This is a genomic window from Eubacterium sp. An11, assembly GCF_002161065.1.
Lineage (GTDB): Bacteria > Bacillota > Clostridia > Lachnospirales > Lachnospiraceae > Anaerobutyricum > Anaerobutyricum faecale.
On record NZ_NFLV01000007.1, the window covers coordinates 110,149 to 134,500 of the forward strand.

The 24,352-nt window shown below is 36.5% G+C and carries 18 protein-coding genes and 1 pseudogene; 5 read left to right on the forward strand and 14 right to left on the reverse strand.

The genetic code is table 11. The annotated features are described in order from the left end of the window. Positions 1 to 543: 543 nt before the first annotated feature. The 10 genes from B5E53_RS07860 to B5E53_RS07905 form a co-directional block, all read right to left on the reverse strand. Positions 544 to 1,989, reverse strand: a complete 1,446-nt coding sequence (locus B5E53_RS07860) for a lipopolysaccharide biosynthesis protein (protein WP_140401462.1) — start codon at positions 1,987 to 1,989, stop codon at positions 544 to 546. Continuing rightward, entirely contained in the window at positions 1,986 to 3,425 is a 1,440-nt protein-coding gene (locus B5E53_RS07865) for an O-antigen polysaccharide polymerase Wzy family protein (RefSeq protein WP_087313836.1), read from the reverse strand. The genes B5E53_RS07860 and B5E53_RS07865 overlap by 4 nt, the downstream gene beginning before the upstream one ends. Then, a complete protein-coding gene (locus B5E53_RS07870; protein WP_087313838.1) occupies positions 3,422 to 4,414 on the reverse strand; it encodes a glycosyltransferase family A protein in 993 nt (330 codons plus the stop codon). The genes B5E53_RS07865 and B5E53_RS07870 overlap by 4 nt, the downstream gene beginning before the upstream one ends. Positions 4,415 to 4,483: 69 nt before the next feature. After that, positions 4,484 to 5,755, reverse strand: coding sequence for a glycosyltransferase (locus tag B5E53_RS07875; protein WP_162611845.1), 1,272 nt, complete (start codon positions 5,753 to 5,755; stop codon positions 4,484 to 4,486). Between the two features lie 64 nt (positions 5,756 to 5,819). After that, positions 5,820 to 6,407 carry a sugar transferase gene (locus B5E53_RS07880; RefSeq protein ID WP_087313842.1) on the reverse strand — a complete coding sequence of 196 codons (588 nt, stop codon included), beginning with the start codon at positions 6,405 to 6,407 and terminating at the stop codon, positions 5,820 to 5,822. A gap of 47 nt (positions 6,408 to 6,454) precedes the next feature. Continuing rightward, positions 6,455 to 7,327 carry an NAD(P)-dependent oxidoreductase gene (locus B5E53_RS07885; protein WP_087313844.1) on the reverse strand — a complete coding sequence of 291 codons (873 nt, stop codon included), beginning with the start codon at positions 7,325 to 7,327 and terminating at the stop codon, positions 6,455 to 6,457. 20 nt (positions 7,328 to 7,347) lie between these two features. Then, positions 7,348 to 8,469 carry an ATP-grasp domain-containing protein gene (locus B5E53_RS07890; RefSeq protein ID WP_204245506.1) on the reverse strand — a complete coding sequence of 374 codons (1,122 nt, stop codon included), beginning with the start codon at positions 8,467 to 8,469 and terminating at the stop codon, positions 7,348 to 7,350. A 175-nt stretch (positions 8,470 to 8,644) separates the two neighbouring features. Then, complete coding sequence (locus B5E53_RS07895) at positions 8,645 to 8,995, reverse strand: hypothetical protein (protein ID WP_140401463.1); 351 nt, start codon at positions 8,993 to 8,995, stop codon at positions 8,645 to 8,647. Positions 8,996 to 9,065: 70 nt separating this feature from the next. Next, complete coding sequence (locus B5E53_RS07900) at positions 9,066 to 10,298, reverse strand: DegT/DnrJ/EryC1/StrS family aminotransferase (RefSeq protein WP_087313848.1); 1,233 nt, start codon at positions 10,296 to 10,298, stop codon at positions 9,066 to 9,068. A 64-nt stretch (positions 10,299 to 10,362) separates the two neighbouring features. Continuing rightward, a complete protein-coding gene (locus tag B5E53_RS07905; RefSeq protein ID WP_087313850.1) occupies positions 10,363 to 12,699 on the reverse strand; it encodes a nucleoside-diphosphate sugar epimerase/dehydratase in 2,337 nt (778 codons plus the stop codon). A 451-nt stretch (positions 12,700 to 13,150) separates the two neighbouring features. Here B5E53_RS07905 and B5E53_RS07915 point away from each other — a divergent pair, with 451 nt between their 5' ends. Beyond that, the gene (locus B5E53_RS07915) at positions 13,151 to 13,408 is read left to right on the forward strand and encodes a helix-turn-helix transcriptional regulator (protein WP_087313854.1); all 258 of its coding nucleotides are present in this window, start codon (positions 13,151 to 13,153) and stop codon (positions 13,406 to 13,408) included. A gap of 100 nt (positions 13,409 to 13,508) precedes the next feature. On the opposite strand, the gene B5E53_RS07920 is transcribed toward B5E53_RS07915, so the two are convergent. Beyond that, positions 13,509 to 14,126 (reverse strand): hypothetical protein, encoded by a 618-nt coding sequence (locus tag B5E53_RS07920; RefSeq protein ID WP_087313856.1) that lies wholly within the window; start codon positions 14,124 to 14,126, stop codon positions 13,509 to 13,511. A gap of 335 nt (positions 14,127 to 14,461) precedes the next feature. Between B5E53_RS07920 and B5E53_RS07925 the strand changes: the two genes are divergently transcribed. Then, positions 14,462 to 14,713, forward strand: coding sequence for a helix-turn-helix transcriptional regulator (locus tag B5E53_RS07925; RefSeq protein WP_087313858.1), 252 nt, complete (start codon positions 14,462 to 14,464; stop codon positions 14,711 to 14,713). A gap of 148 nt (positions 14,714 to 14,861) precedes the next feature. On the opposite strand, the gene B5E53_RS07930 is transcribed toward B5E53_RS07925, so the two are convergent. Continuing rightward, positions 14,862 to 15,593: a sigma-70 family RNA polymerase sigma factor gene (locus B5E53_RS07930; protein WP_162611846.1), complete on the reverse strand. Its 732-nt coding sequence runs from the start codon at positions 15,591 to 15,593 to the stop codon at positions 14,862 to 14,864. Positions 15,594 to 15,998: 405 nt separating this feature from the next. Between B5E53_RS07930 and B5E53_RS07935 the strand changes: the two genes are divergently transcribed. Further along, entirely contained in the window at positions 15,999 to 16,262 is a 264-nt protein-coding gene (locus tag B5E53_RS07935; RefSeq protein WP_087313862.1) for an AbrB/MazE/SpoVT family DNA-binding domain-containing protein, read from the forward strand. Positions 16,263 to 16,420: 158 nt separating this feature from the next. On the opposite strand, the gene B5E53_RS07940 is transcribed toward B5E53_RS07935, so the two are convergent. Beyond that, entirely contained in the window at positions 16,421 to 17,929 is a 1,509-nt protein-coding gene (locus B5E53_RS07940) for an ATP-binding protein (protein ID WP_087313864.1), read from the reverse strand. Between the two features lie 666 nt (positions 17,930 to 18,595). Here B5E53_RS07940 and B5E53_RS07945 point away from each other — a divergent pair. Continuing rightward, entirely contained in the window at positions 18,596 to 18,847 is a 252-nt protein-coding gene (locus B5E53_RS07945; RefSeq protein ID WP_087313866.1) for a helix-turn-helix transcriptional regulator, read from the forward strand. 1,182 nt (positions 18,848 to 20,029) lie between these two features. On the opposite strand, the gene B5E53_RS07955 is transcribed toward B5E53_RS07945, so the two are convergent. Further along, a complete protein-coding gene (locus tag B5E53_RS07955; RefSeq protein WP_087313870.1) occupies positions 20,030 to 23,203 on the reverse strand; it encodes a glycosyl hydrolase 53 family protein in 3,174 nt (1,057 codons plus the stop codon). A gap of 393 nt (positions 23,204 to 23,596) precedes the next feature. On the opposite strand from B5E53_RS07955, the pseudogene B5E53_RS07960 reads away from it, so the two are divergent. Continuing rightward, positions 23,597 to 24,241: pseudogene (locus tag B5E53_RS07960) on the forward strand (glycosyltransferase family 2 protein); the annotation flags it as partial. Positions 24,242 to 24,352 lie beyond the last annotated feature (111 nt).

Below are 24,352 nucleotides of genomic sequence, written 5' to 3' on the forward strand. Positions count from 1 at the left end.
GATAATGCATGTATCGAATCGTTTTCATACGCTTATCAAACGAATGGCTGAATCGGTTTAAAATACGTGATTATCGTCAGGCATATCGTCTGATTTTCGAGTATATTGAAGCTCTTTATAATACTAAACGGATTATAGGCATCGCAATTTCATGTCGCCAAATGACTTTGAAAAGCTATATAATCAGGCACATGCAAACAAACTGTTCTTAGTAAGTTAAGATGAGAGAAAATTTCTCATTTTATCTGGCAATGTTGTTGTCTTATACAGTTTGACGCATATGGAAAGGGTAGTATTCCACCATCCTACACCTATTCCCTATGACTTATCTATCATATCAATTTATTATAAAAATCTTAATTTTTTGTCCTGACAACCGATCCACTATAGAAAGCAGGTAGAAATCCTGATGTAAATAATTTCAACCGACACATCTGACGGGCAGACTCTTACGAGTTTGCCTGCTCTTTTACGTTTAGCACACTTTTTCTCAATATAACACACATTCTCATTTTTTGTATCCCCTAACAATGACAACAACCATTACATTTTTCTTGTTTTTATAAATTGATAGTTTTCTTTAATTTGTTTCTTAGCAACAGTCAAGAGTACGGCAAGATATATAATTATACTTAAAGCAATCCCCAGTATGTCTTCTAAAATTCCATTCAACCAACTGTTAAAAATTACAGAAAATATAGTCATACATAAGGTTGCAATACAAGGATATAAAAATGTATAAAAATATTTTCGTAAATTTATTTTAAAATAAATTTTAAGAAACACTATACTAATAACAATTTGAAATACAATACTAAAGCATCTGCAGAATACCATTGTCCAAAATCCGTGCAATGCTCCAATGTAACACATTGGAACCATACACATCAAATAAATAATTTGGGATAAAAACAGATATTTGGGTAGCCCTATTGATTTATATAATTCTGCTGGCAAACTATAAAAAATAACGCTGAGCATCATCATCACCCCCCATTCTCCGATAATATTAGCTGCTTCAATCCACTGTTTTCCAAAAAGTAATATCGTTGCCGTTCTTCTATATAGAAAGAGCCCTATTCCCATAGGAAGAATTAAACATAAAACAAAGTTTTGTATTATAAAAAATGATTTCATATAATCCTTATTTATTTTTTTTAATCTGGATAATGTAGAGAGTAGTACAGGACTTACTGCTGATGAAACCATTCCCATCAATGATTGAACCATATTTGTAGAATTCTTATATAGACCCAATTCATATTCACCAAAAAAACGGCCTACAATAAATGTATCCATCCAGAAAATACACCAATTTGCTAACGCTTCACATAATGACCAGAAACTATAATTAAACATATTTGCTAGAATCGAAATTTTATAAAAAATTTGGGGTCTCCATCTAGAAAAAATGGTTAATAAAACAGCATTAATGGCTGCACCTGATAAATTTCCAATAACGAGAGCCCAATATGACTTAAAAAAAATCGCTAATGGAACGGTGATAAAAAGCGGAACAAAAGCCACCGCAATTCTAACAATAAACAGTTTGGAAAACTCAAAATTTCTACGAAATAATGCCAACTGTACGCTAGAAACTGATGTAATAATAAGCTGTATACTGGCTACAGCAATAACATCCCCATATTCTGGATTTCCTAATAGTTTTGCAACTAAAGAACGAAAAAAAATTATAAATACAGTAATTATACAAGAAATTAGCAAATTAGTCCAAAAAGACACATTTGCATATTGCTCCTTTTCTTCTTCATCTATAAAATCATGTTGTATCAAAAATTTTCCAAAACCAGCATCCGTAATCAAATCAATAAAGCTAATTAACATATTACAAATTGCAATTACACCAAATGCATCAGGAGATAAAATTCTTGCCAATATCATATTAGAGATTGGTGAAACAAACTTAACAGCTACTTCTGATATGAATGACCAGCTTATGGATTTAGTAATAATATTTTCTTTATTCATCTCCAACTGCGAACTGTATTTACAGACGCTTTAGTCACCTTCCTTCTATTAAGAATTGAGGCAATAATGTAAATCAAACATATTGCAATAAGTGTTGCTGGACGATTTAATATTATAATAAAATCAGAAAAACCACCTCTAGGACTCCACAATATTTGTTGAATAATGATAAGCTTTATTGCTGTCATAAATAAATTTTTACCTTTTAATTTAGACATTGATGCAATAATATATCCATATAGAATATTGCCAAAAACAACTCCTAAATATCCAAAATCGTGAAATAGTTCCGCAATATAAGATGTTCCAGTTCCTCGACCAGTCAAATAAGCACCTCTCATTGTTACATAGCTTAGCGCATGTGCCAAGCTGAAACCATTTGTTGCATGTTCAACACTATTGCCAACAAATGGTTCTGCGCCCAAAATTTTCCCAATTACTCCAGTCGAAAGAAATTCTAGCGAATAATATTTCCCTTCTGGCAATAGAGCCTCGTATTGAAATGAACGTTTTATAACATTAATACTAACTCCTTGTTGATAAAAGAAATCTTGAATTTCATTCCATAAACCATCTATAGATATTTTTATTCCCTCTCTCCAAGCAGAAACGAGCGACAAAAATACTATTGCAAAAGGAACTAATAATGCAATTAAACATAGCATTCTCTTGCTAATCCATGACTGCTCGGTATCATTTTTATTCCGATAAGCATAATATATAAAAATCCACAAAAAGCCGAGCACTACTGTTGATCGTTGTCCTGAGAGCAACGTAGTACATAAATATATCATATATAACCAGGTAGCAATTCTGCATTTCCTTTTTGACGGCATAGATGCATAGAAAAACGACAAAAATATGGCCGTAGTCTGTTCTGCCTTACTAATTATTATATATAAGAAATTGCCATTTAAATAATTTCCAAACTCTATTGTATACGTACCTGTATATCCAATACTGATAAGAACACTTCCTACAACCAGAGAATATGCTATTGAACATAACGCAGAAATGACAAAAAGGAATAAAGATACATTTTGTACGGATTTAGAAAATATTGACATTTCATATTGACCATTTTTTTTATTATCTAATTTAAATCTATGATAGAAAAACATATAAGATAAAAGAATTATACTCAAACTAATTAATAGCACTCTATATGTGTGCTGGTTAACTTTCTCCGGAAAAGACTCAACTTGATACTGAAAAAAAACCTCCATCATTTCTCGCGCCAGTAGTACAGTAAAAAAAGATATAACAAAAGCTAAGAGCATACTTTTATTATTAAGATCAATAATCGAGAAATAAATAACGCTAATACACAATATCATTACCATAGAAAATAATATGTTAAATTGAAGCAAAGATGTTAAAAGTAAAATAATTAAGTCTATAATAACTATCATTATAGTTTGCGGTTTTATTTTCATTGCTCTTCACTCTTTCTTTTTACTATTCTGAATAATATTTTATATAAACTTTTATTTGACAGCATTAACATAAAAATTATTTTTTCATGAAATATAACCCGTTTGTTATGTAATACATTTTTTAGACAGTTTCGACAATACGGAATCAATAAATTATATATATCGCTAAAATTAGGAGTATCTATTGCATGGCGCAATGTTATATGCAAAGATTTGCACACTTTATATTCTGCGGCTTCTGTCAATGAAACATCATTATAGTTCATAGCAAAATGCAATAATTCTACGGATGCGAATACAAGATCCATGTGCCTAGTTTCAAACTCACGGTGTTGTATACTACCATTCCTTTGTAAATAATAATAATGTTCCTCTGGAATGCAAACTATTCTTTTACATTTTGCAATAAATTTATAGATTGTAAATGAATCTTCAAAATATTTCCCCAATGGAAATGAAATCTCTCTTAATATAGATGTTTTTATTATTTTACTAACAGCATAACTTCCATAATACTTTTCATAACACAATTCGATTAATGCTTCTTTAGTATTCATAATCAATTTTTTTGCATAACGGCTAGGACTTCTGCATATGCTACCATCTTTATTTACATATTCCTTACAAATGGGTGCGACGACCATATCAGCGGATTCTTTTACTAAAGCATCATATAAACTTTGTATAAATCTGCCGTCAACATAATCATCTGAGTCAACAAAAATGATATATTGTGCATTCGAAAATTTTACTCCATAATTTCTGGCTTCTGAAAGTCCTCCATTTTTTTTATGTATTACATTAATCATATACGGAAACCTTTTCGCAAATATATCGCATATTTTGTCACTGCCATCTGTTGACCCATCATCAACTAAAATTATTCCATAGCTGCATACTGTATTCTGATTCAACAAACTATCTATACATTTAATTAAATAATTTTTTACATTATAAACTGGTACAATCACATCAACTACATGATTCATTTTTCCCTCTCCCTATAATTTTAAACTTTCTATCATATTTTGCTTTTTTTAATACTACAAAATGAAAGTTTATTTTTCATTCAGAAAATTGCGAAGCTGTATATAAAACATTTCATACAGTTTCTTAGCGTTTGAACGCTCATCCCAAATTTTAAAACTATTTTTACAAAGCGAATTATAATTACCTTCTTCCATAAGAATTATATCTTCCAAGCACTTTGAAATAGCCTTTATAGAACTGTCTCGACTTACTAAATAACCGTTTTTACCGTTTAAGACTATCTCCCTACTTCCTCCAACATCTGTTGCAACAATTGGTATTCCAAAAGACATTGCTTCCATTATTGCAACAGGCACACCTTCTGAATCAGATAGATTTATAAAGCAAGAAACAGCATTAGACATATACCACTTAATAATATCCTGATTTTTCATTTGTCCCATCAAGCAAAAACTTTCTGATGGTAAAGTCTCTGTTATTACTTTTTTTATATTATTGAACTCAGGTCCTCCTCCAAGATGTGTCCATTTTATGAAATACCCTTTATTTAATAAGTCAACAATTACTGCTACAATTTTATCTAAACGTTTCACTTTGCGAATCACCGAGCAAGAAACCAGATGAAAAATAGGAGTTCTGCTACATGATACCTGTTCATGCCTATTAGTACCTAAACGCTGTACAGAAACTTTGTTACAGTATTCTGGAAAATATTTGCGGATGTATGCTGCTCCATCCTCAGAGCATGGATAAACTGCATCCATCTGTTTCAGCATATAATATCGATCCGGTACAAAACCACACGGAGCCGCATATTCATATAAATCATATCGATGTCCTCTAGTAATACATTTGATTTTATCATGAAAAAATCTATCTTTTAACCTAGCGGCAACACTTGCTGTAATATGCATCCAATAACTATATAAAATTATATTTTTAATTTTTTTTACAATTCTATTAAAATTAATATCATTAGATATAAGTCGGTAAACATACTCTGTTCTACATAAATAATAAAAATAGTAACCTATTTTTTTTGGATTAATACCAGTCTCTCTGCGAATCACTTCAATCCATTTTGTTTTAGTAGCTACATTAATAGCCTCATGAAAGATCATCTTTATTTTGCCATGTATAGAACAATCCACGTTTATTTTTAATATCTCAACATTAGAGGGGATCGTTCTAGTCTGGTTCATTCTATCGTCTATCATAGTCGGAATAATAAGAATTTTATCAAAATTTTCAGAGGCAATATTTATCTCATTTTCAAGATATTCTTCCCCTTTATAAAAAGGAAAATAATTTGTAATTAAAATCATCAGTCGCAACTGCATTCCAAAAACCTCCATATATTCTAATCAGTAAAAACTTATCCGCCTTAAATATGGCACCCTCCGACTAGGAATTATAAATATTCTGTCGTCTTAAAACACTCTTAATAGTCATAAAAAATATCTTTATATCAAATAAAAATGTGACGTGTTCTGAATAATACACATCATTACTATATCTTTCCTCAAGTGTTGCCGTATTACGGAGCAACGCTTGATTATATCCGGTCACACCTGGTTTTACTTCAAATTTTTTCTTTATATACTTTGTATATGTAGCCTCATTTCCCATAGGACTTGGCCTCGGCCCAATTAAACTCATATCCCCAATTAGCACATTAATGAGCTGTGGAAGCTCATCCAGGCTTGTCTTCCTAAGAACACCACCAATTTTCGTTAACCGACGGTCCGTAGCCGAATTAAATGTGCTTCCATCTTTATTTCTAATATCAGGGGCATTCATTTTCATTGTACGAAATTTTATCATCCCAAATTTCTTCATATGGATTCCATACCGCTCACTTATATAAAATACACTTCCTCCATCATCTAACTTGATTGCAATAGCTATCGGAATTGAAACCAACAGAAAAAAGGGTAAAGCCACTATCGATATTGTAATATCCATTATTCTTTTAATGATTTTTTTATACATTAATATACATCCTTTTCAAACAACAAAACTACTTTTACTATTGAATATTATCGTTGTTGTATCCCACAATATTCTTGGTACAAATCTTTCATTGATGTCTCAATTGAAAATTGAGGTTTAAAACCAGCACTATATATTTTGCTCACATTTGTATATGACGATTGAATTCCTTCTGATACATCAGATTTGTATTGAAGATTCCCTTCATTACCAAAGGCTTGATTGATAAGTACAGCAATTTGTAAATTTGTATATCCCTTTCCATATCCAAGATTAAATGTCTGATTAATACTCTCATTTGATGTCAACGCCCATGCTATAGCATTCGCCACATCTTTCACATATATAAACTCACGCTTTGCAACACTTTTTCCAATTACACATATTTGCTTATGATTATATGCCCCAGACATAAATTTAGACAACATGTAGCCTTTTTCTTCAATTCCAAGTATATGTGCACAACGTAAAATTGTATAATTAATTCCAAATCTTTGATATATCCCACATAGATGTTCACAGACCAATTTGCTTAAACCATAAAATCCCTTTGGCTTCGGTAATACTTCTTCATCCCATGGTAAATCTTTTTCTCCTGAATAAACAGAAATGGATGACATGTAAATAATTCTATTGCACTTATCACTATTTTTCATCGCAAGCAATATATTTTCAGTAAGATTTTCATTTGACTGAAAGTCTTCATATGTTCTGCAATTTCCCTCTCGTCTGGCTGCCAAATGTACAACGGCATCTACATCTTTAAAAATAGCAGTAAGACTTTCAACCCCATAATCAGTTGATACATAACCTTCTTTCACATTACGTGTTAACGGAACAACCTCAAATCCACCGTTTTTTAAACAATCCACTGCCTTTCGCCCTACTAAACCAGTCGCTCCAGTAACAGCAACTTTCATATTCACTCCTACCCTTCATTCTACAATTTTCTAATATAATACCCAACCTTGTCATATCTTCCATTGACCGGCCTAATATAATCGCCATTTTCATAATAGTAAAAATATTCTATAGCATCTTTAGGCAGCTTCAATGCAGTTCTATTCATATACGAATGTGGTTCCTGACACCAGAATACCAATTCCATAGGCCTGATATCCCACTTTTTTTCTAACTCAGTGATTTTGTCATAAAGCAAATGTTCAAACACTAACTTCATTAGATTCACACCTGTAGCTTTCTCCAGAATATTCCACATATGACAACCATCTAATCTTGGAGTCATTTCAATAATATAAGGATGACCTTTCTCTATTTTCATTTGAAAATATACCGGACCATTTTTTATACCAACTCTATGACAAGCATTCTTGATAATATCCTGTATTTCTTTTCCATTTTTTTCATTTACTACCCTACTTGGAACAATATGTTTATGAATTAACCCTGTATACTTTGGCCATGTCTCACGATCAGAAATAATAAGATATTTTAGCTCTTCATTAACTATATATCCATTAACAGAAATTTCCGGACCATCTACATATTTTTCTATAATAACTTTTTTTTCTTTAGAAAACTGTCTAGTACTCTCAAAATACTTTTCAAACTCTTCTTGTGAATGAATTAAGTATATTCCCCGCTGTCCCTGTGCATCAGAAGGTTTCAATATAGCAGGAAAACCCACTGTAACTTTCTGGATTGAATTTAATACTTGATACGGAATATTTCCCTTGCAATCCTGTGTCAATTTTTCTCGCATTATGTTCTTATGATTACAAATATATGCTGTTTCCGATGAAACAAAATGTGGCAGATTCAATTTTTCACTCAATCGACTGGCAACGGGCATAGCAAGATCAGAGCCCGTAGAATATACGACATCAATCTGATTATTCAAAATATATTTTTCTAGTCTCTCTTCATCCAAAACATTTATAATATCAAAATGGTCAGCTTTATCGGCTCCCGGACCATCTTTAGCCATAGCTACAGCATAAGTCTCACATCCCATCTTTTTCAGCTGTAAAATAGCATCCATCTGAACAGCTGCAACGCCTAAAATCAAGACCTTTTTCACGACAATACTTTTTTTTCCCATATCTTTCTCAACACTTCCTCTTTTCCCATATTATTCTAATAACAACTATACATAAATCTTTTCTTGACAAGTTCATCAAACTCTCCTATCACTTTCGCTGGCACACCGCCGACAACCTTTCCTTCTGGAACATTAGAAGTTACTACTGTACCAGCCGCTATAATAACATTCGATTCTATCGTGATACCCCCAATATGATAGAACCAGTTCCTATAAACACATTATCCTTTATATCAATAACATCCCAATATACGCTGTACTCCCCAGTAAATTTCGGATGATGGTTCAATACATGATGGATTACATCATGACATACAAAACTCACATCGGATGCAACTACCACATTATTTCCAAAACGAATAAATTGAGAATCTGCCGGAAGGTTGTACGGCTGAAAAAAACAATTCTCACCCATTGCATTAAAACAATTGTGCTTTTTTATAAACCTTGCATGGTCAAAACCACTTCTTTTAACCAAACAATAGAGAAAATATTTCATTCTGATAAAATCAAATTTTTTCATCATTCTCCTTAATTTCTTTTCAATTCATTTATTGATAAAATACATTTTCATCGTCTTGCTAAAATAAATTAATTTACTTTTTCACTTCTTTTACGCATACTACAAAGTTCGTACACACATACTCTACATCCTCATTCGTCAACTTCGTATGCAACGGCAGTGTTATCAGATTGTGGTAATAGTCATATGCATTCGGGAAATCTTTAATATCCCATCCCAGATTCTTATAAGCTGTCATCATCGGCAACGGCTTATAGTGTACATTTGTTGCCACACCTTTTTCTGCCATCTTGACAATAATTTCATTTCTCTGCTCAGATGTAATACCCGGTATACGGGTCAGATACAGGTGTCCGGATGATGTATAATCTTTGCCATAGTGAATTAGATGTTCAATCCCTAATTCATCGCAACAGGCATCATATTTTTCAATGATTTCTTTTCTTCTCTGCAATAGGCTTGGATATCGTTCTAACTGCTTTAACCCTATAGCTCCCATAATGTCTGTCATATTGCATTTATACCATGGGCCAACGATATCATATTCCCAAGAACCCAGCTGTGTTTTCGCTAAAGCGTCTTTTGACTGTCCATGGAGGGAATAAAGCTGATATTGTTTATAAATTTCCTCGTTGTCAATACCATCTATGCCTTTCCATGTTGCTGCTCCGCCTTCGGCAGTTGTAAAATTCTTTACAGCATGGAAAGAGAATGAAGTAAAGTCTGCAATCTCTCCGGCCATTTTTTCTTTTCGATTGGCTCCCAATCCGTGAGCGCAATCCGCCAGAACAGCAACTCTGCCTAAAGCTTCTTGGATACGTTGACCTAACTCTGTATTTCCTTCTGCTTTGAATACATTTCTTTTATTATTTACAGCCTCATAAATACGGTCATAATCTGCTATGATTCCCCCAAGGTCTACCGCCACAATCGCTTTCGTTTTCTCAGTGATGGCGGCCTCCATGGCATCATAGTCCATCTCTGTGCTATTTTTTTGTGAATCTACAAAACGAACAGTAGCTCCCACATGGATAGCCGCTGACGCTGTGGCTGTATACGTGTAAGCAGGGACGATCACTTCGTCCCCTGCTCCAATCCCCAAAATACGGAGATTTAATTCTTCGGCCGCCGTGGCAGAATTCAGGCACACCACCTTGCTTGTATGGCAAAAGGCCGCTAATTTTCTTTCTAATTCTTTTACTCTTGGTCCTGTTGTTATCCATCCGGAACGCAAGGCATCTACAACCTCTGCAATCTCCAACTCCGAAATATCCGGAGGGCTAAATGGAATATTTCTTTTCTGCATGATTCTGACCTCTTTATCTATTACTCTTTATATTTTCTGTATATTCTCTGTGAGGTTTCTCTCCCTACTCCCCCACTCTCACCGCTGCCACGGTCTTTGCTTTCTGCGGCCCGGCGTAAACAGCCTCTCCGATCTGAACGCCGTCTGTATTGCCACCGGCTTCTTTTCGCATCCTCTTTGGTATCGGCCGTTCTTTGCCGCTCGGGTTCTTGCCCACCGGGTGGAAGGTCGGTACGATTTTCTCCACCATTTTCACGATATCCGGACTGTTTTCGTAGCTGGCCCTGGCCAGTTCTTCCAGGTCGCAGAGGAACTGTTCGGTGTCAAATGGGATTGGCTTGCCGATGTGGATCAGTTCGTTATCGGTCTTTTTGAGTCCCTCTTCGGCCATCAGTTTTTCTTCGTAGAGTTTTTCGCCGCTGCGAAGGCCGGTGTAGACGATCGGGATATCCACATCTGGCTCATAGCCGGACAGCTTGATCAGGTTGCGGGCCAGGGTGTCGATCTTGACTGGCTCGCCCATGTCCAGGACGAAGATTTCGCCGCCCCAGGCGTAGGTGCCGGCCTGCAGGACCAGGCTGACCGCTTCCGGTATGGTCATGAAGTAGCGGACGATGTCCGGGTGGGTGACGGTCACCGGGCCGCCGGCTTCGATCTGTTTCTTGAAGAGCGGGATGACGGAGCCGTTGCTGCCCAGCACATTTCCAAAGCGGACGGCTACGAACTGGGTGCCGGTTCTGTCCTGATTGCTGACGCTCTCAATGTGAAGACCGGGTTTGCGGCCTGCTGCGGCAGCACAAACAGCCGCGGCGCTGTTTTCCCGGGCAGCCGTGGCGGAATCTGCAGATCCCCCGACATCTCGGACGGCCCCGTTCGAAGATGTCCACTCTGAGGCTCCTCTGCCGTCGTAGACGGCCATATGGTCCATCGGGTCATAGGCCACCTGTCCGTCGATGTTTTTATCTTTATGGGCGTGGACGAACGGCAGGAGGTCGATGCGGCCTTCCTTGCTGACGGCGTCCATGCTCTGGATGACCATCTCGCAGAGACGTTTGCTGGCGCCCATGATATTGGTCGGGTTTACCGCTTTGTCGGTGCTGATAAGAACGAAACGTTTGGTGCCGTGCTTTAAGGCGGCGTAGGCCGTCTTGTAGGTGCCGATGACGTTGTTCTTGATGGCCTCGTTGGGACTGGTCTCCATGAGCGGCACATGTTTGTGGGCGGCTGCGTGGTAGACGATGTCCGGTTTGTACTGTTCGAAGACCATGTTGATGCGGCGGCTGTCACGGACGGAGCCGATGAGCACCACCAGGTTCAGGTCTTTGTATTTTCTTTTTAACTCCTGCTCAATGTCGTAGGCGTTGTTTTCGTAAATGTCGAAGATGATCAGCTGTTTCGGCTCGTGGGCGGCGATCTGGCGGCAGAGCTCGCTGCCGATGGAGCCGCCTCCGCCGGTGACCAGGATGACTTTGCCTTTCAGGTACTGGAAGATCTCGTCCATGTTGACCTTGATCGGATCGCGGCCCAGCAGATCTTCCACGGCCACAGCCTTCATCTTGCTTAAGGATACTTCGCCGTTGGCCAGCTGGTAAACGCCCGGCAGGCTCTTGAGCTCACAGCGGGTCTCCTTACAGATATTTAAAATGTCTCTTCTGTCCTGGGGCGAAGCCGTCGGGATGGCGAAGAGGATCTGGTCGATGTCATATTTTTGTACGTTCTTTAAAATGTCATCTCTGCCGCCGACGATGGGTACGCCTTCCATGATGCGGTTCCATTTGTTGGGATTGTCATCGATGACACAGCAGGGCTTCGTCTCCAGCCTGTCGGAGTTGCGAAGCTCTTTCAGGATGATATGTCCGGCGGCGCCGGCGCCGATGACCATGACATTATGCCGTGCCTGTATATTTTTCTCCCTGTGCCTGCGAAGCAGGGTGACGTATCGGTAAGAGAAACGGACGGCTGTGACCAGCACGGCCTGGCTCACCGCTCCTATAATATAATAGGAAAGCGGCATGCGCAATATAAATGCCGTAATTCCCAAAATATGCACGATCGTTGTGATCACTGACGCAGCTGCGATCCGGTTCAGCTCGTTAAAACTGGCAAAACGCCAGATGCTGTTATAGAGGCGCAACGCGAAAAAAACCACAAGAACGACTGCCGTGTAGAACGGTGCGAACTTTAAAAAAGCACGCAGATACTCCTGTGGTATGTTAGAGAAGGTTGCATCAAACCGCAGCCATAATCCAAAAAAATAGGAAACATTCACTGCGATAATGTCGAAAATGATCAAATAGAAGGTAATAATCTTCCAATGTCTGATATGTAACCGTTTCTTTATGGAATTGTTCTGATGCGAAGTATTCTCCCTCTTCCCTGTGCTCTCCGTTTCTTTTTTCATCTTTTCTCTTCCTCAGCTTGATTTTTTCATATTTATTGGTGAAATCCCGTCAGCTGTCAAACTTCACTTTTTATCAATTTTTAGATAACTTGTGCATTATACAACTCACGACTTCAATCCTATCAGACATTTTCCCATTTTTCAACTGCAAATATTACCATTTTTCCTGCATTTTATGTAGAATTTAAAAATGGTACGCTCTTTTGTAACATTTTTGTCTCATTTCTCATCATTTTCCTCGCATTCCCGGTCCGTAAAATTTTTTCAAATAATTGCACTTTTATGTCAATTTGGCAGATAAAGTTAGCAATTTTTATATAAAAATATAATATATTTTTAAATAATAAAAGCAATACTGAGGTATAAATCATAACAAGTTTTCTTCCCTACAGATAATATTTTCTTAGGCCCTTAAAGACAGATAAAACTTATTTGAAAGGAAGGGATACAAATGAAAAAATCCGATAAGAACCTCAATCTTCTTATCAGCAAAAAAATCTATGAATACCGTATCCAGAACTCCTATTCTCAGGAGCGCATGGCGGAGAAGCTGAACATTTCCCCGAGGAGTTATTGGGAACAGGAAAAAGGAAAAAGCGGTTTCAGCGGCAAGACCATCTGCCGGCTCCTGTGCATCCTGCCACCGGAGGAAATCGACCAGCTGATCCACAGCCTTCGCACAGAAGTGTGGAAAGATGATTACGAATGAATGAGGTTCAAAACACGAAAACCGCCGGGACATATATCCCGGCGGCTATTTTCCGCAAATGTATTATTCTATAAAGGTATCCTTTTTCAAATCTATTTTCTTATTTCTGGTAGGTAATCTCCTTCACCACATATCCGTAGGAAGAATCTTTGTCTTTCTTTACCTTGAGAATGGTCTTTCCCATATCCTCGGAACCCTTTTCTCCGTAAATCCCCATCTTATTCTGAATCTGCACCTGATACAGATTCTTTCCCAGCTGCACCACTTTCTTAATCTTGTACTGTGGAATACAATCGCTGAAATCACCGCCGCAGTACATGTACGGCTCATTGACGAAAGCGCCATCTGACGCACACACAAGCAGATCAGCCTGCGCTGTCTTCTTAAGGACATTGGCCTTTACCGCCTTGCCGAAAAGGTTCTTTGTCTCTTTCTTGAGCTCCTTAGCGGTAAATCCATAATCATCTTTATAGTTATAGCGGACAAACGCGCCAATCGATAACTGATTCGCTCCGTTCAGCGGAATATCAACCTGTCCGTCTGAAACATTTCCACTGAGATTCATCGCAGTCGTATAAGCGGCAAACATACGGGAAACCTGCTTCAGATCGCGGTCACCGCTCATCTTTCTGGTGACATTCGCTGCCGCCGCATTGACCGGCACAACGGATACCAGTAATAACATCGCTGTCAATAATGCCATCATCTTTCTCTTCATATGAATCTCCTCCTGTTGTCTTATTTGAGAGTCTTACACCCTCGATAAGCTTATTATAGGATTCCCGCCCGAAAATAGCCATAACAGAAATATTATTTTTCATTACGGGGAAAATAATAATTATGACAGAAGTGTTGCAAACAGCAATAAACATCCCCTCATTTCACAGCCAAGAGACGCATTTCGGCCACAAAAAAGTTCACAAAACCTTTCCCGCCAAATTTATCTCTCCTTGTCTCGTTTTTACAACCGACTCTGTCCACGCCTCTTACTACAATCAGAAAAATGGTTCAAAAAATGAGTCAAATCTTTTCACACAGGAGGGAGCATCGAACATGCCTAAGCCACGAACAGAATCCGGCGGAAAAAACCTGATCAGCAAACGCCTGGCCAAACTCCGCCAGGACCGTCACATGTCCCAGCGCGACCTGGCCAACAAACTGCAGCTGGCCGGCTACGACATTGACAAGAATGTCATCACCAGAATCGAAACCGACAAACGCTATGTCTCCGACCTGGAGATCAAAGCATTTGCGGACATTTTTCAGGTTTCCTATGACTATCTGATCGACGGAAAAGAAGAGTAAACAGATGACTACAGAAAAAGAGTGCCTGACCATGCATATCCGAAAATACTGCCGGTCCGCACTCTTTTTCCCTGCCGCTGTGGGATATATTTTTTATGCCATGGCGGCGCTGCCACCTTATTTTTATGATTATTCTGTCAATGCTTTATCAGAAACCATAAAAATACTGCCGCAAAGTCTCATCTCCGGACATCTTATTTTTTATCGATTGAATCAACTCCTTCACTTCCATCAGCGAATATCCAGTCTGCTCCGCCATCTTTTTATAAGGTATATTTTTAATAAAATTCACACAAAACAGACAGCAAAATAATTCATATTCCTTTTCAGACAAATTTCTGCGGGCGCTTTTATCCAGCAAATCCCTGCATTCCTTTTGAACGATAACTTCCTCCGGCGTCAATCCCTTATCTCTCCGGCTGTACAGTTTATCCAGGCTGATCAGCTGTGAACGATTCTCTTCTTCCAGCGTTTTCTTTACCAGCCGCTCCGTCATCCCCGTCATTTCCGCAATATTCTTCACAATACAATCTATTTGCATTTCTTCGCATTTCTGAATACACCACGAAATCTTCGCCATTTTTTGAATATGATATTGCGTCTTTCCCCCTTGTTTTGCAAAATACCGGCAAATTGCTCCCCAGAAATGCCATTTAAAATAAGTAGTCACTGCATAAAATGTATCATATTTTTCCAGGGTATCGCAAAACACGATAAACAACTCACTCTCAATCTCCGCCACAGTATCCAAATACGCACCATCTCTTTCAATCCTGTTAGTAGCCAGCAAAAAACCATACCGCTTGATACCTTCAAATAAACGTCTCCTCAAATCAAACAGCTCTTCTTTTTCTTCATCCATAATTACATTTTCTCTCATTTTCCTGTACAAAACCTTGACCCTTGGCATATACCTGTTAAATAATTCCTGATTCTTTTTCATTACTTTTTCCTTTCATATTTTCTATTTTGTTCATTTTGTAATAAAATTTTATCGAAAATTGTCAGGAAATACCATTCTGTTTTTTCTTTTTTTGTAAAGGTATACTAAAAGGTTGGTAATGCGTACTCCCCAGAACTTCGTACATTTTCCACCCCGCCACCAACCAGATTTCACTTTTTTCACCAACGGACTTTCCATACATTTCATATTTTATGGAAAAATTTGTAACACCATACATTTATCAAAAATATTTACATCTTCTGGTTGACTTTGCCGTTTTTTATGTTATGCTAATGGTGACTTGATAACACACTACAAAAAGATAAACAGGAGAGAGTATATATGCAGAGTACAGGAATCGTCAGAAAATTAGACTCATTGGGAAGAATCACTTTACCTATGGAACTTCGCAAAAGTTTCGACATCGGAGACAGAGAGCCTCTGGAGATTTTTACCGAAGATGACAAAATCATTATCAAAAAATACAATCCAAGTGATATCTTCACCGGACAATGCGAAGATCTGATCGAATACAAGGGCAAGAAAGTATCCCGGGATTCCATCCGCGAGCTGGCCCGCATTGCAGGATTCACATTATCCGAATAAACTTATCGACAACAACATAATAGTATAGGAATTTTTATGGCAGCTGACAACTAAGATATGGCATTCATTACCGAGGACGGGGCCTGCACTTTAAGGTCCCGTCCTGGAACTGTTCTCAAATATCGCTTTCTACAACCTGATTTTAATATACCTTTGTATTAGTTTGTTTTATGTGTATCAAATTCGTGTGCAAAGTTCCTCATAATATTGTTATATATTTTTTCTTTTTCATCTTTATACAAATCACACCATATATGAAGAAATGCACTTCTAACTGTTTCTTCCTGCATATACCCCAATCTAATAGCTACAGAACTAAATAAAGTATGTTTATCATAAGTTTCTCTCCAAACTTCTTCTAAAACTTGTTTTACAAAACCTTGTTGATTTATATCTTGATGTAATGCCAGCGTCAATTTTGAAGAAATATCATCAAACCGTTCTTTTACTGATAAAAAAACATATGGTTCCGGCATTTCTCCCGGCAAACGATAAATCTTTTGTTCTTCAGATTCTTTTTGATCTGAATCTCCATTTATATAACATAAAGAATGGTATTTTGCTCCAGGGTCTTCATTTCTTCCTTTACTTGTCTTTACAGCTTTCCCATCTCCTTCCATCGCATATACCTCTATCGCCCCTGCAATCAAACTTTTATCGGATGATAACACTGCCTCAATCCATCTTTGTGCAAAAATATCCTCAACATAAATCAGCATTTCAGCGTGAATATCTCCTGTCAACGCCCACAACGATTCTATAGTCAATTTCCCTTGCGATATCTCTCCATTATTACATACCCATATTGCCTGATCAGGCAATGGTTTTAAAGCCTCATTAGAATGTGTTGTGAAAAGTACTTGAACTCTTTTTCTTAAAGAAACATTAATTAGGTATTCAACTAACCTTCTAACCGCCAGAGGATGTAAACCATTTTCAATTTCTTCGATTAATATTAAAGAATTGTCTTCACATTTTTCTATTTCTGTAATCATTCTTATAATACTTGATTCACCAGCACCAAAATGAAATTCTGTATAGTGATAACCTTGTTTTGTTTTCCCTGATAATACATTTTTCTTCTCATTTCCAGCGGACTCTATAATAGAAAAATCTGTGATATCTTTATTAAGTATTTTTCCAACATAGTCACAAACATTCTCTTTAATTTTTGTAATTTTTTCATGAGGCATTACAAACTTACCATTTGCAAATGTTTTTAACTCTCTTCTTTCTGTTGCCGGAATAGTACGCGACACACCAAAACTCAAAGTATTCCTGGATAAAAGTTTATCTCTTGTCCATTTATAGTTACTGAATACAGCTGTACGTTCAATCTCTATTTTAGCACTTATATTTTTATCAATCATTTTGTAGCTTATTTTCCAATTTTGCATACTATCATCATATTTTCCACATTTAGGAAAGTATTTTCCTGGTTTTGTTTCTTTATAAGCACATGCAGCCGCACCTAAGACTGTGGTTTTCCCACCTCCATTCGGTCCAATTATTGCTGTCACTGGAAAATGAAATTTAATAACTTGATCTTTAAATCCCTTTATATTTACCAAATTCATTTCACTCAAATATTTACTATAATTTTTTCCTGCCACCTTTTCCAAAAGCATATTCATCTCACTATCTCTTATTTGACTTTTGTAACTCATTTAATCCTCCAAATTTTAATCATAAATAATATTCAAGATTTAATTATATATAACAAAATACGCTTTTCTTGTCAAGCAATTTTTCCTTTCTATTCCATTTTCCAATATCTTTATATAAATATCAAATAATCGCACTACTCACACACCCCCATAAAAGGGATGTGACACTTTACTTAATCAGAAATATTATTCATTTCTACTCACATATTGTTTTCCTAGTTATATATAAAATATAATCTCAGCCAAATTACTTAACCTTTTGGAACACAATAGACCTAAACATTTTCTATTGTTTAATAATTACATATTTTTTATCAAAAAATCAATATTAATTTATTCAAATCGATTCATCTTTCAGACACTATTTAAAATTTGCAGTTCTAACTTTTTTGAATCCATCAATACCGACGAAAAGATTCTCTCTTTTCTTTTTTCCTCCCTATCTAAATCTTTTTATATTCTCCGTTTCCTATACTTTACCACATCTAGATAAAGTAGGCTATACAAATTGAGATAAATCATTGCAATCTCCCCCAAACATAAAACCACAATAATCATTCCTTATCGTCTCACTTTCACAACCATCCTAATCTATTTCTCTGACTACAATCAGAATATCGGTTCAAAAAATGAGCCATAGTATTCTACACAGGAGGAATGAGTATCATGCCAAAACCACGCACGGAATCCGGCGAAAAAAATCTCATCAGCAAACGCCTGACCAAACTCCGCCAGGAACATCACATGTCCCAGCGCGACCTGGCCAATAAGCTGCAGCTGGCCGGTTATGACATAGACAAAAATGTCATCACACGCATCGAGACCAACAAACGGTACGTCTCCGATCTGGAATTAAAAGCCATCGCGGAGATATTTCATGTGTCATATGTTTATCTACTTGATGGGGAGGAGAAGTAGAGGGCAGGAAAGTCATCGAAAAAGAGGGGCTGAGATATTATTTCAGGCCCTCTAAACATCCATGTTGCATAAAGTATTAGGGTCAATAATTTTTCACAAAATTAGAATCCTGCCGTTTGACAGCCGATAGTTAACTGACTATGGTATCAGACAACAAATCCTCTTCTGGTTTGAAAAGATAATCCATGTTCATATAGCATCTGACTCCCAGCTGATCGCCGTTACATGACATAGTCTGGCACATGGCGAGCATCAAAGCTCTCTGCGTATTAGGAAAAACACCGATCGCTTTTATACGGCATTCAATCTTATGGTTGAGACACTCAATCGCGTTATTTGTCTGGATCCTGGTCCAATGCTGTCTAGGGAAACCCATATAAGTCAAGGTTTCTTCAATTCCTTCCTCTACCTTTCTGACAGCTTTCTTGTTTCCTACGCATAGAGTGTCTTGCGCATAAGCGCTACCATTTTCATCTTGTTACGGAATGTAATAAAAAATATATTCCTGTAAAAATGAACCAACCGTACAACGCTGATATCTGGCAGCTGGAAAGACTTCCAGAATGTTTTCTAGCATTTCGAGATTCTTATCTCCAACAATCAAGCATGCACCCGTGCCCTCTCTTTTAGCTATACGAAGAAAGAACACCAAGTTCGATATATTCATAAGCCTTTTTGTTCAGGTTGCTGATGATTCCAGGGGGATACTTTCGTTCCTCATAAGTCTTTGGTAATACATTCCATTCGTCGAATAGAAACACCGGTCAGATACACCTGAATAAGAGCTTCTTCCACACTGCTGCAGACAAGATTCTTTTCAATCGTACCTTATTAAATCTTCATTTAGCTGTATAATCTTATCAGACATGGTTCTATAGCCTCCTTTAATAGTTTTTGTTGTAGTGACTTAATTCTACCAAACGGCTATAGACCATGTCTATTTTTATAAAATTGATCTTGCAAAATTAATTATACGTTATCCGTATGACTATAATTTTCGCAATATACACTATCTACCATTTATATTATAAATCATGTTTATCTTTTTATTATTGTCTCAGTGAAATATACAAAACAAAGGTGGAACAGTATATTTTTTCTGTTCCACCCTCGTTTATTATAGAGATGAAATCATCCTTAATTCTTCAATCACAGAAGATCCATCACCCATAAAAAATACTCTTATTTTTTGACGGTAGTTGCTTTTTTATTGATATAACCAACTAATTTTCCTTTTTTGTACAACGCAAGATATTTTTTACCATTTATGTGCTTATATAAATATTTTGCATTATATACTTTTTTATAATTTCTAATATTTTTTAATGTCCAATTAAAATCAGAATATAATTTGTATTTTTTATTGGTTATGCGCACTTTTTTCTGATAAGAGTATTTTTTCCCTTGAGTAGTTCTCAAAACTTTTACAGCTTTCTTATTAATATAACCAACAAATTTTCCTTTTTTTGTACGAAGTTCGATGTATTTATTACCATTTTTATGTTTATAAACTTTTCTTGCTACATACTTCTTTGTTCGTATTTTCTTTATCTTTTTATTCGATTTTTTTCCATTCAAATCATCATACAGAGAATACTTCTTCGTTTTAATCTTAACTACTTTATTATAAAAACGCTCTTTTATTATTACATTGTCAGCCGGCGTAATAACTGTCCCTTTATCCGCCGATGGCTGAGTTATTGATGGATCAACCGGTTTAGTTGGTGTATTTGATTCATCATTAACTGGATTAGTAGTATCTTTTTCAAATATAATATTTTGATATCCTACACCAGCTTTTGTTCCTTGAATCGTCACTTTGCCTTCACCCTGCATCTTATACCCATCAATCTCAGGAACAGTATACTCATAATTATCGCCAACTGCAATTTTTACGAAATCATCTGTGGCAATTTCATTTCCATTCTCATCCACAAAATGTATAATCGTTACCTGTTCATCACCTTTAGCAATAGAATCTCTGTAAAAGAGTAAGGATTGTAATGGGTAACCATTATAGTCAAACATTGCACAATTATCCCAACTACTTCCTCCCCATGTACCATTGCCTTCGGAATCATGAATCTTATCATAAGCACAGTATGACTCTGCCGCTTCTGCCGCCCAACCTGTACCAAACTTATTGGACATGTTCTTATTATACTCCCAATTCACCCATCCGGGTTTAACAGCAATCCAGGCTGGCTCCCAGTAAAACGCTCCTAAACTATTTGGTTGTTCCGTTAAACATTCATACATGTCTTCGAGCTGGTCAACTTGTCCTTGTGGTCCTACTTCATAAGCACTTGTATCATCTGCTTCACCTATCGCATTATGTGTACCATCTGAATCGTTCAAATCATTGACCCATGCAGTTTCTGCTACCACAAATAATTTTCCATAAGAAGCAGCGAGCTTCTGAATTTTTTCCAAATTCGATAATGTATTCGCATTTGGGACTCCTTCTACCGTCCAGTCTTTTGTCCAAAACGGATAAAATGAAGATCCCAATACGTCATAATCTACATGGTCTCTTTCCCAAGTATTCATAATATTAGTATATTTTTCAATATTCGGCGTCTCTAACTGCAATACTATTAACGCCTCTGGTAAACACTCTCTTACAGCCTGTGATCCAGCATTAATGTAGCTATTCACTTTTTTAGACGTTTCTTCATTTCCCCATACCGCAGTATATTTTCCTCCATTGTCTCTATTAGCAATTTCTCCCAACAATCCATTTGTTATCTCATTCCCAACCTGTACCATACCAATATCAACATTTGGGATTTCTTCTTTAAACTGTTGGATAGTGTCCTTTGTATAATTATAAATATTCTCTCTCATTTTTTCCGGGTTATCTTTATCTTTTTCCCATGATTTTGGGAGAATCTGTTGTGAAGGATCTGTCCAAAAGTCTGAATATTGGAAATTAAGCATAACTTTCATACCGTATTCAGTTGCATCTTTTGCAATCTTAATACCCGTTGCTGTATCATTAGCACCACCGCCATATGTATTTCCATTTTCATCTGTTGGATCCACCCAAAGACGAATTCTAATATAGTTTACGCCACTATCTTTTAACACTTGCATTAATGGAGCTTCTTTACCATCAAAATCATAAAATTTCACTCCAGCGTTTTGTAATGCTACATATGAAGAAACATCCACACCTCTTATTGTAGATTCAGACATATTTTCAATCTTATTAATATTCACTTTCTGTTGTTTCAAATTTGGTTCAACACCAAACTGAAATGGTTGTCTCCACGTAGTAACATCAACTTGTTCACCTTTGGCATATGCAAAAATTGCCAAGGATGTTGCAGCAATTCCGTATTCATCAAAGAAAGAATTATAATCTCCTACCATATCTGCATAATCATAAATTAATCCTCCCGCATTTGATGAATCTATCGTTGCAGAAAGCAAATTATAAATATTTTCTGTTTGTGAATCTACCAGAGAAATAATTTCTGCCTCTTCAGTTTTCTCTACACCAGGATATTTCACATTAGAAACTATTAATTGCTTACCGTTTGATTCTTCTATTCTATTAAAGGTATCTTTCATAATCAGAAAATTTTGATTGGTATTTTCTGTCGGATATATATTCACACCTACATAATCATATTGTACAGACATATATTCATCATCTAATTTTTCAAGAATCCACTCTATATCCGTCGGTACCGATGGCTCTGCGATTCCTATCATAATTTTAATAGAAGTATTAAAATTACGGATAACATTTGTTATTTTACTCATAGCCTGCCATCCCAACCATGCATTATTTCCATTTTCTCCATCTGAAAAATTCAAGAAATTATAATTGACCTCATTCCCAACTGTTATGATATCTGGAATAACTCCAGCATCTTCCATGGTTGTCAATACATCCGTTGTGTAATCTATTGCCTGCTGTTCCGCAGTATCACTACTCCATCCCTCTGGCAGCGATTGATTATTAGCATAGGTCAACGTATCTGAATATAACAGCACAACATTTGTTTTTAGATTTGCCTTTTCCGCTTCTTTTAATGTATCAAGCGATTCTTCCAAAGAATAGCATTGATCCTGCTCCGAAGAAGGATTCACTGCTATTTTTACAGAAATGGTATTTACTCCCTGACTTTTGACAAAATCAAAAATATTAGAAATTTTTTCCTGTCGATAATTATAATATGTTTTTCCCCATCCCAAATTTTGTTGATAGTGAGTAAAATCTAATCCTAAAATTGTATCATCATTTATATCATCAATTTTTTCATAATCCAAAGTTGTATATTGATCACTATCTGATAATACAGAAATTTTAGAGTTTACCCCCCCCTTATTTCCATATCTTTCCATTCTTCCGCCTCAGACGTAAAAGGCATACAAGTACTACCAATCATAATCATTGATAATAATGCACACAACCCTTTTTTCCATTTTCTCATATTCTTCTCTCCTTTCATTTTTGGGATACAATGTTCATATCCAACTATACTTTTATCAATTAGTAATATTGTGTAGATAATTATTTGCATCACCATATAATTTAATATATAATGTACAAACATCACCCATGTTTTTATTATACCCTATTGTTGATTATTTTCAACTTATTCTTAATTTAAATTTACATAAATCATAAAAAACCAACCAACCATTTTCAAATTGCCTTCTCTAATACCCTGTGATAAAATAAACGCGTTATATTACTGGAATTATCCATAATCTGCTTAAAGGAGAGAGAATAACATGGACAAAATTGCAGTGCTCATACCTTGTTACAACGAGAGCAAAACTGTTGAAAAAGTCGTTACGGACTTCAAAAATGTACTGCCAGAGGCAACAATCTATGTATATGATAATAACTCGACGGACAATACCGCCGAACTGGCTGAAAGAGCCGGTGCCATTGTACGCCATGAATATAGGCAGGGCAAAGGAAATGTGATTCGCCGCATGTTCCGGGAAGTGGACGCAGAGTGTTACATCATGACGGATGGTGACGATACATATCCCGCAGAGTTCGCACGGGAGATGGCTGACAAAGTACTTCAAAGAAATGTAGATATGGTCGTAGGCGACCGCCTTTCCTCCACTTATTTCGAAGAAAACAAACGACCATTCCACAATATGGGAAATTCTATTGTTCGGAAGTCTATCAACTTTTTATTTAAAAGCGAGATCAAGGATATAATGACTGGCTATCGAGCCTTTAGTTATCAGTTTGTAAAAAACTTTCCTATCCTTTCCAAAGGATTTGAGATAGAGACTGAAATGAGCATCCACGCCATTGACAAAAATATGTCCATTGACAATGTAATCATTGAATATCGCGATCGACCGGAGGGCAGCGAATCGAAGTTGAACACTTATTCCGACGGCTTAAAGGTGATTATTCCGGGGCTCTTTGAGCCACCTGTCCGGACTTTGAGAGCCACCATTCCGGAGAATGAGAGCCACATATTCCGGTAATTCAGAGCCACTTTAGGCTCTATTACATAGATT